Raw genomic sequence first — 15841 nt, 5'->3', positions numbered from 1 at the left:
TAGGATTCGTTGTATCCGAATTTACGACTGTGGAGTATCATATCAAACCAAAGTAGATTACTATTTATAGTTTCAAAATGGGATACGTTGAAACAGTAATTAAACATGCTTTATAGAGTTTTATAAGGTTTTGGCAACGGTACCTAAAAAATAAATATATACGTATCCTATGATAGATTCAGGTTACAAAAACAAAGGAGGAGAAAATCATGAATAAACAGATAAAAAAAATAGTTTCAGTGTTTATTATAACAACATTTATTATGGCTAGTCCACTTGGCATTGTTGCAAATGCTGATAAAGACGACTCTAAAAAATCTCATACTAAAGAAAATAAGTATAAGGTGGAGACGAGAAAAAAAGCAAAAAAGGCAAGGAAAAAGGAGAAAAAGCAGGGAAAACAGAAAAAGCAGAAAAAGCAGTTAGAAAGATATATTAAAAATAAAGGAAAACTTCAAAAGGGACATGTGTCAAAGAGCTTAGAGCAAATAATGAAAAGTCATAAACTTGAAGAAGCACAGGGGTTATTAAAGGATCTTAAAGAAACGGAAATAGATTTAAAAGAAGTAAAAAAAGAAATGAAAAAAATAAAATTAGAAATGAAAAGATTAATGAAAAATACATATTCACAAAAAGAATTAAATCTATTGAGAAAAAAAGGTGAAGAAATTGCAGCAAAAAATCCTGATGCAAAGGTAATCCCTGTAGAAAATATTATAAAGAAAAAGGGATATTTTAAATTTGATACACCTCCTGTAATTAAAGAAGGAAGAACATTAATTCCTGTAAGAGCTATCACAGAAGGTCTGGGAGCCAATGTTACATGGAATGGTGAAGAAAGAAAGGTAATAGTTAGCAAAGGAGACTCAGAAATTATTTTCCAATTAAAAGACGGAAAAGTTTTTGTTAATGGAGAAGAAAAAACTATTGATGTACCAGCTCAAATAATGAATAATAGAACAATTGTACCTTTAAGATTTATTGCAGAAGAACTAGGATTAAAAGTAGACTACGATGGAGAAACGGATACTATTGAAATAGATGAAGAAGAAGAGTCTAATGAAGAAGAAGGTGTAATAGAAGTAGTAGACGAAGAAACTACAAATATTGCATAATTGGCAAATCCCCAAAAAGGACCTACTAGTAGGTCCTTTTTGCAATATAATACATGAAATGAAAATTAAGATTTTGTTAACATATTCATAATGAATTAATGATAATATATAAATGGTATAGATAAAAGATAGATTGTGGCATAAGATGAAGTAACTATATGATAAGGAGATCTAGTAAAATGAAAAAATATAAAAATTATTTAGCAGCACTATCAGTTATTAGTACGTTAACCCTGGGATTAGTGGGGTGTATGGGCTTTAAAGGAGAAGAAGTGGCATCAGAAAATATGGTAAAAGAACAAGTTGTAGAAATTGCAGATGAAAAACAAGAAAAAAAGATAGAGATTACAGATGGAAATATAATAGAAGTTAGTGAACAAATAAGAAAATTCATGGGATTAGATGAAGATTTGGGTAAGTATTTGCAAAATGAACCTACAATGGTTACTTTTCTAAAGGATGGAAATAGTGAAAATTCAGATGTGAATATAATATATATTTACGAAGGAAATGAAGATGGAGATTCAACGGCTCTTTATTTGTATATAGAAAATGACCAGATAGTTAACGCTAAATTAGATGAATATAATGGGTTTGTAGATTTAAATTGGAAAGAGGATGAGACCGTTGTATTTACAAATTCAGGTCAATTGGAAAAGCAACCTAAAGAAGAAAATATTTCCCTGGATTTTACTAATAGGGAATTAGCTCAAGAGAAAGTAAATGATAAGTTTGTGGGAAAAGAATTAAGAGAATTTAATGAGTTTATTGATTATTATGTACCAGTTACTAAAATAGTAAGAAAAGATAGGGAATTAGTTATGTATGTGTATTATGCCATAAACAAAGAAGGATATACCATGAGCACTACAATGAATGTGATTACAAAGGATAATGTAATTAAAGAAATATATTTAGATGATTCATACAAACCATCCATTAATCCAGTGGACAAATTAAAACTATAGATTAGGAGAATATTATGGGCAACTATATAATGGACCTAAGAAAGATAATAGGACATAGACCTTTAGTTATGTGTGCAGCAGGAGTATTAATTGTTAATGAAAAGAATGAAGTTTTATTACAGCAAAGGACAGATAATAATATGTGGGGAATACCAGGGGGGGCTCTAGAATTAGGAGAATTATTAGAAGAGACGGCAAAGAGAGAAGTACTAGAAGAAACAGGATTAATTGTATCTAACTTAGATCCATTTGGCACCTATTCAGGAGAAAAAATGCATCATATATATCCAAATGGAGATGAAGTATATATTGTATCTTCTGTATATATAACTAGGGATTATGATGGAGAATTAAAACTAGATAAGGATGAAAGTAAAGAGTTAAGATTTTTTAATATAGATGATATGCCAAAATTAATAAATCCTCCAGATGGGCCTATAATAGAGGATTTTGTAAAAATGTTCAAAAAAGATTTAACTTAAGGCCTATATTAAAAAAATAAATTAGTCACTTCACTGCTTAATTGAATTATTTTCTTCGTTATTGAGTGGCTCATATATGTTTAACATGCTGCTTCAACAGGCCTTGAAAATAATTTAAATTCATCAGGGACATGACTAGTTTATTTTTTTATATGCTTAATAGATATAGGAGATAACACGGTTTTTTGATTCTAAGACATCAATCAAATTCTCAATTTATGGTATGGATATGTCCTCCAACTTGATGAAAGCCTTAGAAATCAAAATTACTTTTACCCTTTTAAATTTTTCATGAATATTATGGGTTTAAGTAAAGAATAGTCTACTTATATAAAAACTTTAGTTACAAAGGAACTATTGCTCAAATATAGAACAGATTGATAATAGGTGGCCAATTCTATAGAATCTCCAACCTTATAATTTTGCGTAGCTTTTTGTATATCTATGATTAAATAATCACTACTACTACCTATAATTTCCACATTAGGATCCTTAGGAATAAGCTTATCATGGGAACCAAAATCTTGTTTGCCTATGGCTAATAGGGCTCTTTTGTGGATTCCCTTATCTTCATATACGGGTTTATCTCCAAAGGAATCTACAGATAATTCACCTATAGGATAAGAGGGTTTTTCTTTGATTTCAATTATTTCAGCCTTTAAGGTAAAGGTATCTTGTTTCATATAATCCGTCTTATAATTAAAGTAGTTTGGTAAATCTCTAGCTGTTAATAGGGCTTCACCTATTCTTAGGTTATTGATTTTAGATGGCATAGTTCCATTTAAAAGTAATAATAAAGATGAAGTGGCTCCTCCAGACACTAAATCTAATGGCCTTCCTATTTTATTCTCAATTGAGGAAGCTATATTACAAAGTTTAGTAAGATTAGAGACCGTAGGATTAACAGAACCATAACATCCCACATTAGTTCCTATTCCATATAATTTAACATGACTTAATTCATTTTCTACAAAGAGAGCTAATTGAATAAATTTATCCTTATCTATAAAACCTTCTCTTAAATCTCCCACATCAAACATTAATACTACTTTATGAGTAGTATTTTGTATTATACATTCTTTTTCTATGGCTTTGATAATATCAATCTCAGAGTTAAGACTAATATTTACATGTTTAACTAAATCACTTATTTCTGTTAACATGGGAATTCTAATGAGCATGGTTTCACATGAAACATTATTAGTTTTTAATTTTATAAGGTGTTTAATTCTAGAACTACCTAGGAAATCACATCCACCTTTAATAAATTCTTTAGCCACTTCTTCCATTCCAGCGCAACCCTTAATAATACCAGCAATACTAACGTTTTTTTCATGACAGCGACAGGATATTTGTTGCACATTGTTATAAATAGAGTTTAAATTTACTTCAAGAACTGGATATTTAATATTTTTATTATTCATAGGAATCTCTCCAATCCATATAGAATTATTTAACTTAAAGTAAATATAATATAAAATGCTAGTAATTACTATATAGGTGACAAAGATTTTATGGGAAAAGTATACAACCTACATATGATGAATTATAAAAGAAAAAATACTGTATTTATATTTAAAAATTTCAGAAAATTGTTTAAATATAAATTTCATGGGTAAATATAAAATATAGAAAAGGAAAAGTTAAGAGAACTAGAAAGTTCTTAACTAAAAAAATTAAGGAAATCTAAAGAAAAGAGGTGAGTCCACCAAAGAATTAAAGATCTACAATCAAATATAAAGTAAAAAATAGTACACAGGTAAATAGGTAAGATTGAATTTTTTTATAAGAATGTATTATTTATTTTGAAAAAGTCTTTAAAAAATAGAACATAGGGTTAAAGAAACTAAAAAAAGGGGTGAGTCCACCAAAGGATGAATGATTCACAATTAAATGCAAGTTAAAAAAGACAACTCTACTAATGAATAGTGAATGAGTTGTCTTTTTTAGTTTGTATTAAAAATACTTATAGATTTAGAGAAGATATTACAACTTGTAATCTTGTGTAGATTAAAAGGATAAAAAGAAATGAAAAGGCAAAAAATAATATAATAAAGTTTAGTAGAAAGGTGATAGATATGAAAAAATCTCCTGAAAATACAAGGGTTATATTAGGTATGTCTGGTGGTGTGGATTCTTCTGTGGCGGCTCTACTTTTACAAAGGCAAGGCTATAATGTGATAGGTCTTTTTATGAAAAATTGGGATGAAGAAAATGAAGAGGGAGTTTGTACTGCTACAAAGGATTATGAAGATGTGAGGAAGGTATGTGATCAGCTAAAAATTCCCTATTATACAGTGAATTTTGTGAAAAAGTATTGGGATAATGTGTTCACTTATTTTTTAGATGAATATAAAAGGGGAAGAACTCCTAACCCAGATGTCCTTTGCAATAAAGAAATAAAATTTAAAGAATTTTTAGAGTATGGATTAAAACTAGAAGGTGATTATATTGCCATGGGCCATTATGCACAGGTGGATTTTAAAGATGGCAAATACAGACTTCTACGTGGTGCTGATCCTAATAAGGATCAAACCTATTTTTTATGTGGATTGAATCAATATCAATTATCTAAGTCTATGTTTCCTATAGGTCACTTGACTAAGGCAGAGCTTAGGCAGATTGCCCTTGAAGCTAATTTAGAAACGGCCAAGAAAAAGGACAGTACAGGTATATGTTTTATTGGAGAAAGGGATTTTGATGAATTTTTGAGTAGATATTTACCAGCTAAGCCAGGCAAGATGATGACCTATGATGGACAAATCCTTGGAGATCATCATGGGCTGATGCACTATACCATAGGACAAAGAAAAGGTCTTGGTATAGGTGGAATAGGCACAGGGGAACCCTGGTTTGTGGCTGGAAAAGATTTAGAAAAGAACATATTATATGTGGTCCAAGGAGAAAAGAATCCTAGATTGTTTTTCAGGGGATTAGAAAGTCATAGTATAAATTGGATAAGTGGGGAAATACCAGAGGAAATTTTTAGATGTACTGCTAAATTTAGATACAAACAAAGGGATGTGACAGTAACTGTACATCCAAAATCTGATGGAAGTTGTAAAGTACAATTCCATGAGCCTGCAAAAGCCGTTACGGAAGGCCAATTTGTAGTTTTTTATAAGGGAGAGGAATGTTTAGGTGGAGGAATAATAGATGAAGTCATAAAATAAATGGGGGACAGGACTTCCATTTGTGTAAAAAGTGAAAAACTACAATTTATTTTTGTTATAACAGTTCATAAAGAATTTTTTAAAATATAAGGCATATTCAAAAAATAAATTAGTCATTTCATTTGTTATTTGAATTGTTTTCTTCGTTATGAAATCGCTTACATATGTTTAATATGCTCCCTTACCATGCTTTGAAAATAATCCAAATTCCTCAGAGAACTGACTAGTTTATTTCTTTCATATACCAAAAAGAGATTCTTGTTTTAATAATCAAGAATCTTTTTTATTTAGATTTATCATGAGGAAATTTCCCTTATAGGCAAGTTACTATAGGAGGAAAGCATTGAGGTGATGAATTTATAAAGACATATATACCACAAAAGAATAAATCTCAACAATTAACTACAAAAATATACAAATTACGACATGTCTTGTGTTATATAATACAAGGCGTATTGCAAAAAATATAAGGGAGGATATGAAATGAGTAGTAAAAAGATGAAAGAAAGGATAATGGTAATGTTTATAATAATGGGCCTTATTTTTATGAACATACTAAATCCAATGACGGCTTATGCCAGTGAAAATAATGAGAAAGAAGTAAAAACTAATAGGTTCATAGTCAAATACAAGAATGGGAAAAAGAAAGGCTATAGGCTCCAATCAGCTCGAAAAGAAATGACTATTAAAGATCTATCCATAATAGAAACTGAGAAGAATATGACTAGGGATGATTTTCAAAAGAAATTAGAAGAAAAGGATCTAATGGATGAGGTAGAGTATATTCAACCAGACTATAAGCTCACACTAACATCTGATGATCCATACTATAACTCCCAATGGTCGATAAAGGATAATACAGTAACAGGAAATGTATACAAAGAATCTAATAACACTAATAAAGATAATATTTTTAGTATAAAGGCATCTTCTGCTTGGAGTAAATCTACAGGAGATAATATATTAGTAGGTGTAATTGATACGGGGATAGATACTAATCATGAAGATTTAAAAGACAATATTTGGACTAATAAAAATGAGATACCTGATAACGGCATAGATGATGATAATAATGGATATGTGGATGATATTAATGGTTGGAATTTTAGTGATAATAATAATTTAGTTCATAATAAATCATCTAACCATGACCATGGAACCCATATTGCTGGAATAATAGGTGCCAAAAAGGATAACAAAAAAGGAATAACAGGTGTGGCACCAAATTCAAAGATAATGGCTTTAAAGGTATTTAAAAATAATGAAGCTTATACAAGTGACATAATAAGCGCAATCCAGTATGCAGAAAAGATGGGTGCCAAAATAGTAAATTGTAGTTGGGGAGACATAAATGACAATCCTGCATTGAAGGAAACTATGAAAAAATCTAATATGCTATTTGTATGCGCAGCAGGAAACAGTGGAGTAAATATTAACTCAAGCCCTGTGTACCCAGCAGCTTTTAATTTAGATAATGTAATAACAGTAGGGGCCATGAATAAGAGTGGACACCTTTATAAAAACTCTAACTACGGAGAAAATAAAGTCCACGTGGTAGCACCAGGAGAGGATATAATAAGTACTCTGCCAAACAATAAATACGGCAATAAAAATGGAACCTCCATGGCAGCAGCCTTCGTATCAGGGGAAGGGGCTTTGTTGTTAAGTGCGTATGAAAATATAGGTGCAAAGGAAATAAAGGATAGGATTATAGGTTCATCTGATAGGTTATCTTCATTAGAAGGTAAAATATATAGAGGGAATAAGATAAATTGTAAGAATGGAGTAGATGGTTTAATTAGTAATGAAATTATCCAAGTAGATGGAGGAAATCCTACAGTTACAGATACGGTGTATAGTTCCGTATATGGTGGAGGATTTAAGACTTTTGCTGACAGTAATTGGGCCCATGTAAATGAAACCACTTCGTCTATCATTTCTGTTCCTAAGGGAAATGTTAGAGGAGGACTTAGTAACATTGTAGTAAGTGGTAAGACTATTACAAACTTGAAAGGTGATGGGACTTCTGAACTAACATTAACAACAAGCTCAAAAACTCATAAAGTGGATTTAAGTACCATTTGTATCGATGGACATGAATATTTTTTAGCTGCTGAAGGTGATAATTCCAATATACAACTTAGATGGCAAGACACAGCAGGAATTAATTTAGGTTTTTCAGATGGCAAATACCGAAGAAAAGGAATTATTCAGACTTACAGTTCAGTCGCAACAAATCAATATTTTGGATTCTATGATCTAGCCTTAACAGGAAAAATTAAAAATATATTATTAATAGATTTAACAGAATTAGGGGAAGAAGAAAGAGACGTAAACACATTATTAAGTAAGTATCATTATATGTCTTTTACTAAATCAGCAACTAGAGAGATGAGGATTAAATCAATAGGAAAAAATTTGTTTGATGTTAATAATTTCGCAAAGCTTGAAAGTACGCATTATTCAATAAATGCTAATGGAGATTTAGTAGTAAATAACATTGATTCAAGAAATCCAGGAGATAAGTTTAGTTATAGTATAAAGTTAAAGCCTAACAAAACATATACACTATCAACTGGCAAATCTACAGGATTGAGGGTATATAACAAAACAAAAACATTGTTTGCTGGAAATGGTATTAAAACCACTTTTACAGTTGATCAAGATAGTATTATAAATCTAAAGTTTGTTGAATTAACGGGTTATCCAGTTGTAATTCCCAATATCCAACTCGAAGAAGGCACACAGGCCACTTTATATGAACCTTATAAAGAATCTATAACCTACGTTAAAGCTCCATATAATTTGCACTCATTTCTGAATGATATAAAAGATGAAATTAAGGATGAAAAATTGTATAAGAGGATTAAAAAATTAGACATAGGTGTTCCAAATTTCAGTAATACAGGCACAGTTAACATAGACCTTCATAGGTTTACTGTTGATAGAATAAGTACGGTTAAAACAAATGATTTTATATTAGATGGCCATAAGTTTACTTATGACCCAATTGACGCTGATAATGAAAGCAAATATTGGACGTATAGAGATAGTCTTAATCAAATTTACGTGAGAGTGCCAAAGGGATATTCTTTTAATATGTATATGTTAAATTATCAATTAGCACAACCCAAAACAATAAAACTAAATACATCACCAATAATCGCATATCCAAATGGAACCCTCATTATAGACCACGGCGTAAAAAATACAGGCATATATACTAGTGGCAAAATAAAAGTAGAGAATAAAGAGCTTCCTATAAACATACTAGAGAACGTTCACAAAATCTCAGGAAATGCAAAAATTCCTGTACCTATGAACAAAGTACATATTTCACCAGATAGACTCTCATTTAAAATAGATGGAGCTACTAATGGAGAGTTATATGAATTTGTGTACCTTTATGATTCTAGCCTAGGAACGTTACCTAGTGTAGAATTCTCAGTACCTATGAATAAAGAGGCTCAAGTAGATGGAAACACAGATATGATACAGACCTTAATAGAAAAAATAGAAACACTAGAATCTAAAATAAATACCATGGGAAGCAGTGTATCTAACTCTTCTGGCACAATAGACTATACCTATGATGACAACGGAAGATTAACAGCTAGGAAAGTTACATACTAAAATAGGGGGACAGGTAATTTGTATAAAATAGATATGAAAAAAAGGAGTATAACCCTTTTGCTGGTAATGTGTATGATATTTTCATACACCCTATCACCAGTGATTGCAGAAGCATCAGAAATAAGAAATAATAAATCAATAGAAACTAAAGAGAAAAAAATATCAACTGATCGCTTTATAGTCACATATAAAGAAGGAAAAGAAGACATAGGAAAAGAAAAGATTGAGAAATCCATAAAGAATAATATTAAAGATATAAAAGAAATCACTAATAATAAAGAAGTAAATAATCCACAAAATACTTCAAAATTTAGCATGGATAAATTATCTACTGTAGTAAAGGCTGTCACAAAATTTAAACGTGGCAAGAAAAAGTCAGTAGATGTAATAGAAATAAAAAAAGAAATGAACAAGGAAGAAATACTAGAAAAACTAAAGGACAATGAAGAATATATAGAGTCAATCCAACCAGACTACAAAGTTCACCTAACTACTAATGACACCCATTTCAATGAACAATGGCCATTAAAAGAAGATAATAATAATGGTCATATTAATCTACTACCAGCCTGGGAAGTAACCCAAGGGGAAAACACAGTAGTAGGGATAATAGATACGGGAATAGACATTAATCATGAAGATTTAAAGGACAATATATGGGTTAATATATATGAAATTCCTAATAACGGAATAGATGATGATAATAATGGATATGTGGATGATACTAAAGGATGGAACTTTTACGAAGATAATAATGTAGTGTATAACAAAAAATCACCTACAAAAGAAAGACATGGTACTCACATAGGTGGAATAATAGCCGCTAAAAGGGATAACAACAAAGGAATTACTGGAGTAGCACCAAAGGCAAAGATTATGCCCCTTAAAGCATTTAATGGACAGGAAGCTTACACCAGTGATATTATAAGGGCCATAAAATATGCACAGAGTATGGGAGTTAAGGTCATAAACTGTAGTTGGGCTGGTGAAAATGAAAACCCTATACTTAGAGAAACTATAAAAAATTCTAAGATCCTATTTGTATGTGCGGCAGGAAATGAAGGTGAAAACATAGATGTAATACCAACTTACCCTGCATCATATAATTTGGATAATGTAATAAGTGTAGGAAGTATTAACAGGTATGGACAATTATCTCATAACTCAAACTATGGTGAAAGCAATGTACATATAGGAGCACCAGGAGAAGATATATTAAGTACATTACCAAATAATCAGTATAGTAACATGAGTGGTACGTCCATGGCAGCCCCTTTTGTATCGGGACAAGCTGCATTAATTTTTAGTAACAATAAAGATATAAGTACAAAAGAAACAAAAAATAAAATTATATCATATTCTGATAAACTGCAATTTTTGCTAGGTAAGATTTACAATGGAAGTAAGGTAAATTGCAATAATGCATTAAGAGGTAAAATAGATAAAGAAGAAACAGAGAATAAGGAAGATTTAAGAAATAATGATAAGTATGTTGATGAAGTGATAGATATTTTCAGAAATGTTGAAAGCTTTGATGATTTATCTGAACAACAAAAAAGAAAAATTCTTGAATATACTTTGGGGACAGAAGAAGAATTAAAAATCTTATTTAAAATACAATCAAAAAAGTTAGTCAGAGATATTGTTGCTTTTAATATTATGTGTGATCTTAAATTATCACAAATATTAGAAGTTATTAAATATAAAAATAATCCGAAAAAAGCATTAATTAGACTTGTGGATTATTATGAGAAAATAGTTAAAAATAATATTATTCTTGACGAAAGTGAAAAATTAAAATTTATTAATTCAGATTTTAAAATGGATGACATAATGACTGCATCAGTAGTAGCAAATTTTACGAACATACCATTAGAGGATATTATAAGACAAATAGTAATATCTGATTTTGATAGATATGGTGAATATGAAAGTAAATTTTTAAAGAGATATTATGTGCAACCTGAGACAATTAAAGAATATATTATAAAAAATAATATTACCTATGAAAAGTTATATAAAATAATAAATGAATTTGAACTGAATATTAGAAGTGGTGAAGATACTTTAAAGATCTCAAGTTACTCTGATAGCAGAGATGAAGTTCTGAGTTATTTAAAAGATTTAAATAGTCCATTTTCTATTAATGCAAATAGTAATGAAAATATTGATCCATCATTAGGAAGATTAAAGTATACTAAAGAATTAGTTAGTCTTCCAGGTAAGAGTGGCTTGAATTTTAAATTAAATTTAATATATGATTCCAATCAAGCCAATATAGATCGAAATGTACCCAATGTTAAAACATATATGAAAGAATGGTGGGGATATTTATATTATTATAATATAAATGGTGAAATTAGACGATCCTTTAGTGGTCTGTATAGGGAAGATACAAAGTTATTAGCACAAGTAAATGAAAATGCTTATAATTGGTACAAAATATCACAGAACAATATACAGGATATTAGAGAAATACCAATTAAAAAGTTGGAATCTCAGACGGGAGATAATATAGAGGTTTATGGATACATACCTTTTACTTTTGATAAAAGTAAATATTTCTTATTTTATAAATATTGGAATGGGTGGAAATATTGCTATTCATATGATACTAGTAAAAGGTCGAGGAAGAACTACAAATTGAGTGTAGGGGGTACAGAGTCTGAACAGATTAGATCTATAAATATGGCAAATTCAGGAGCAAAAGAATATGATACAAAATTTGGGCGGGAGATTTCTAACAAATATCCAATTCCACATAAGGATTACAAGCATATATCAAGATATGGTAAAATCATAATGGCTCCATTGCTGAAGTTTAGTTATAATCCTAATAAAAGTTTTTATTGGATAAAATATCATTTTGATTCAACAATCAATGTATTTGAAAATTATAAAGAAGAAGATACCTATTTAGAAAAGAAGTACGGCTTAGGACCGGGATGGGCCCTGGGGTTACCAAGTATTGAAATTGATACAGCATACAAGTCTGATACAAAATACATGTACTTACATTTGGGGAATGGTATGAGATATCCATTAAAGGAATATGAAGATAGTAGTGGAAAGTTAAAGCTGGACTTTGAATATGAGTATCAGGATTTAAAAGTAGAAATTGATAAAAAAGGTGCTTATAAAAATGATACAGGTGTTTCAAAATATATATTATCTTATTTAGATGGAAAGAAAGCCTATTTTGATGAATATGGGAATTTATTAGCTATAACTAGTAAGTACTATAATGATACTAATGGTATTAATAATAAGATAGATTTTAAATATAAAAAAGTAGATAATGTATATGTTTTAGATAGGATAATTGATTCATATGGTAGAAGAATACAGATTCAATTGAGCAATAATGGTGGAAATAAGGTAACTAAGATTGGTGTGTATGATTCAGAGAAAAAACAATATGTAAGTAGTGTTGAATTAACTTCTTCTTATATAAAAAATAGTAGTGTTAAAACATTAAAATCAATAAGAGATAGTGAAGAAAATATTATTTATTTCGATGAATATGAATTAAAAGATGCTAAATTTGGATATGAGTCTAGATTACATGATGATGAAATGGACTTTACAAATACCTATGCATTACTTAAAAAGATTAAGTATCCTACAAAAGCTTATTCATATTACACATATGAAAAAGATACAGGAAATTTCGGTGAAAAAGGTCTGAAAGAATACTTTAGAATTGAAACAAGGAAAGATGTTGACGATAACAAAAATTATAACGTGGAAGAATATATATATAATAATAATTATACAGGATATCCATTGAATGAAAATCCAGAATCTTTACCTAAAAGTTTTGAATACATGACAACAGTAAGATATGTTAATAAATTAGAAAAAGAATTAGAAAGAAAGTTGACTTTTAATAATAAAAATCTTTTAGTAAAAGAAGAATACGTAGTAAAAGGAACGGTTAAAAAATCTATTACAAGAGAATATAATAGATTACAATTAAAGAAAGAAACTATAAATACATATGCAAAGGATGGGTCATATACTACATCAGAAAAACAGTATAGATATAATGACTATAAGCAATTAGAAGAATTTACAGATGAGCTAGGACATACAACTAATGTTACTTATCAACCTGAAAATCAGTACTTAGTTAAATCACAAAACATTCCTATAGATGCAGGTAAAAACTGTATTATTACCTACAATATAAGTAATGATAAAAAATATAATAAAAGCAAAAATATTACTTATAAAACAGTAGATAATCAAACAAAAAACCTTAAGGTAGAGTATACAAATAATCCAGATGGAACCTTAAACAACTCAATCCTTACTATGGAAGATGGAAAACCTATTAAAACTTCATATAATTATGAACACAACATTCCAAACAGTGAAGGGAAAAAAGTAAATAGGGTTACTATAACAGGGAATGTAACCCATGTAAACTGGGATAATAAAAAGGCAATAAGTGAAAATAAACAAAATGTAGTAGAAAAGTTTGAATATGACTACAACACAGGAAACCTAATAAAATATATTAATCCAAATAATAAATTTGAAAATTATATATATGATAAATTAGGTAGATTAACAGAATATATAAACTTTGATAAGACAAAAAAGACCATAGCCTATGATGTAGATTGTCAAGTAAAATTGGGTTCTTTCCAATGTTAATTGAATTTTCGTATTTTTTCAAACTTAAGAATTTTTTCACGTAAAGTTTTGAAATTGCATCTACCATACATAATTCTTTTTATTACCTTTATTTTATTTACACTACCTTCTGCTAAACCATTACTATAATCATATATGATTGCATTTCTAACACTTTCTATATCTCGGAGAATCCCATTAATAAAACTATTTATATCAGAAAGATTCAGAAGTTTTGCTTTTTCAATCCAATTATTTAGTTCATCAGGATCTTTTTTAAATAAAATTTCCTTAAAAGATTTTACTAATTTATATATTTTAGATAGTATAGGAAATTTTCCAACTACTGCATCCAATTGATTTAATGAGATTCCTTTTACTTTTTCTAGGGGTTTATATAATAATTTTATAAGATGTTGACGTTCAACTATTTCTACATTTGAGTCCATACCTATTTTGGCTTGTTTCATTAATCTTCTTTTTCTGGTAGTATACATTCTGATTGCTGATGATGAACCGTTATAACCTTGTTCTCTTATGTTTTCTTCAATCTTTTTAAAAGTAAATTTCTTTATTAGCAATGTATCAATGATATTATGAAATGGAGTTAAATGAGAATTTCTTACTGTGCCATAGGATGCATGAACTGCTGATATATTTAGATCTAAATATCGTTTTACAGTTTTTCTTGCCAATCCAGTCTCCCTTGAAATTGCTTTTATTGCATAACCATTTTTATATAATTGTCGAACTATATCTATGTTTTTTTGTTTCTTATTAACACTTTCTTCATGTTTTAGTTGGGATGCATCTTTAATTAAATTGCCTACTTCGTCAATTTTTAATTCAACATATTTTTTTACAGTACGAATATCCATTTTTAAGACTTTACTTATCTGATGTAGTGATAATCCTTCCTTTTGCAAACTTTGAGCTTGCTGTATTCTTTCAACTTTGTATGTTGTCAGATATGAATTTGGGACTGTATCTTCATTATTTGATGATTTTTCTATTTTTACTTTGAAGTTTACTGTTTTAGTAATATATTTTTTACAATAGTCTGTTAAGTTTTTCAGTAAATGAAATCTATCATTAATTTGTATTGCATTTGGATGTGCTTCTTTTATAGCACTAGCATATGTTTGAGAACCATCCCTTGATACAATTTGTAGATTGGCATAAGTTTTTAACCATTTTGTTACATCCTCTAAATCTCTAGATTCAAGAATATCAATTATTTTTCTAGTTTCAATATCAATCATAACAGTACCGTAGGTATAGCGCTTTTTCATGGCAAAATCATCAATACAAATCTTAGTAACAGAGGATTTATCAATGATTTGTATCTCTTTTTTTTTAAGAGATTGCAAATTGTGCTCTTACCTACATTTGCTATATTCTTTTTAAGAATTTGCTCAGCTGCTAGTGAACTCACATTTATAGATATATTAATAATCTGATTTTCAAGTCTATTAGTTTTCTTTGCTTTATGTGATAGAAAGTCAAATGTTTCAGCAAATGTTGTTTTATTGCAATTTGGATTTAGACAGAACATTTTTCTATTTTCGAGAATAATTATAACCTTTTTCCCTTGAATAGGCAGATCTTGAAAGCTTCTATTATATCGGGAATGTACTTTTTTAGAGGGTGTATTACAATATTTGCAGCATACATTTTCACGATTAGAAATGACTTTAACATATATAGTATTATCAATTATTTCATGCTCAACATAGTCTAGATTTTTATCAAGCAATTTAATGAGTTCATCCATAACAGTAACCACGCTTTCATTTGATTGATAAAGATATTATGTCATAAATTTATCG

At 29.2% G+C, this 15841-nt stretch carries 9 protein-coding genes; 6 read left to right on the top strand and 3 right to left on the bottom strand.

Going from position 1 to position 15841, the window contains the following annotated elements; translation table 11 throughout:
* Positions 1–209 precede the first annotated feature (209 nt).
* From N4A57_RS15780 to N4A57_RS15770, 3 genes are all read left to right on the top strand, one after another.
* Positions 210–1115 (top strand): copper amine oxidase N-terminal domain-containing protein, encoded by a 906-nt coding sequence (locus N4A57_RS15780; RefSeq protein WP_293659003.1) that lies wholly within the window; start codon positions 210–212, stop codon positions 1113–1115.
* Positions 1116–1294: 179 nt separating this feature from the next.
* Positions 1295–2083 (top strand): hypothetical protein, encoded by a 789-nt coding sequence (locus tag N4A57_RS15775; protein ID WP_293659001.1) that lies wholly within the window; start codon positions 1295–1297, stop codon positions 2081–2083.
* A 14-nt stretch (positions 2084–2097) separates the two neighbouring features.
* Complete coding sequence (locus tag N4A57_RS15770; RefSeq protein WP_293658999.1) at positions 2098–2565, top strand: NUDIX hydrolase; 468 nt, start codon at positions 2098–2100, stop codon at positions 2563–2565.
* Between the two features lie 326 nt (positions 2566–2891).
* Here the strand turns inward: N4A57_RS15770 and N4A57_RS15765 are convergent, their stop codons facing one another.
* Positions 2892–3989: an alanine/ornithine racemase family PLP-dependent enzyme gene (locus N4A57_RS15765; protein WP_293658998.1), complete on the bottom strand. Its 1098-nt coding sequence runs from the start codon at positions 3987–3989 to the stop codon at positions 2892–2894.
* Positions 3990–4643: 654 nt separating this feature from the next.
* Here N4A57_RS15765 and mnmA point away from each other — a divergent pair.
* The 3 genes from mnmA (at position 4644) to N4A57_RS15750 (ending at position 14033) form a co-directional block, all read left to right on the top strand.
* On the top strand, positions 4644–5738 hold the full coding sequence (gene mnmA, locus N4A57_RS15760) for a tRNA 2-thiouridine(34) synthase MnmA (RefSeq protein WP_293659004.1): 1095 nt from the start codon (positions 4644–4646) through the stop codon (positions 5736–5738).
* Positions 5739–6221: 483 nt separating this feature from the next.
* Entirely contained in the window at positions 6222–9371 is a 3150-nt protein-coding gene (locus N4A57_RS15755; protein WP_293658997.1) for a S8 family peptidase, read from the top strand.
* An 18-nt stretch (positions 9372–9389) separates the two neighbouring features.
* Positions 9390–14033 (top strand): S8 family peptidase, encoded by a 4644-nt coding sequence (locus N4A57_RS15750; protein ID WP_293658996.1) that lies wholly within the window; start codon positions 9390–9392, stop codon positions 14031–14033.
* On the opposite strand, the gene N4A57_RS15745 is transcribed toward N4A57_RS15750, so the two are convergent.
* Both N4A57_RS15745 and N4A57_RS18680 read right to left on the bottom strand, forming a co-directional pair.
* Positions 14030–15382, bottom strand: a complete 1353-nt coding sequence (locus N4A57_RS15745) for an ISL3 family transposase (RefSeq protein WP_293658995.1) — start codon at positions 15380–15382, stop codon at positions 14030–14032. The two genes, N4A57_RS15750 and N4A57_RS15745, sit on opposite strands and share 4 nt — an antisense overlap.
* Complete coding sequence (locus N4A57_RS18680) at positions 15301–15786, bottom strand: transposase family protein (protein ID WP_442863867.1); 486 nt, start codon at positions 15784–15786, stop codon at positions 15301–15303. The genes N4A57_RS15745 and N4A57_RS18680 overlap by 82 nt, the downstream gene beginning before the upstream one ends.
* Positions 15787–15841: the final 55 nt, after the last annotated feature.

This window comes from Anaeromicrobium sp. (genome assembly GCF_025210435.1).
Classification (GTDB): domain Bacteria; phylum Bacillota; class Clostridia; order Peptostreptococcales; family Thermotaleaceae; genus Anaeromicrobium.
The sequence above is the reverse complement of the archived record's forward strand: the minus strand, read 5'-3'. Positions and strand labels throughout refer to the sequence as shown.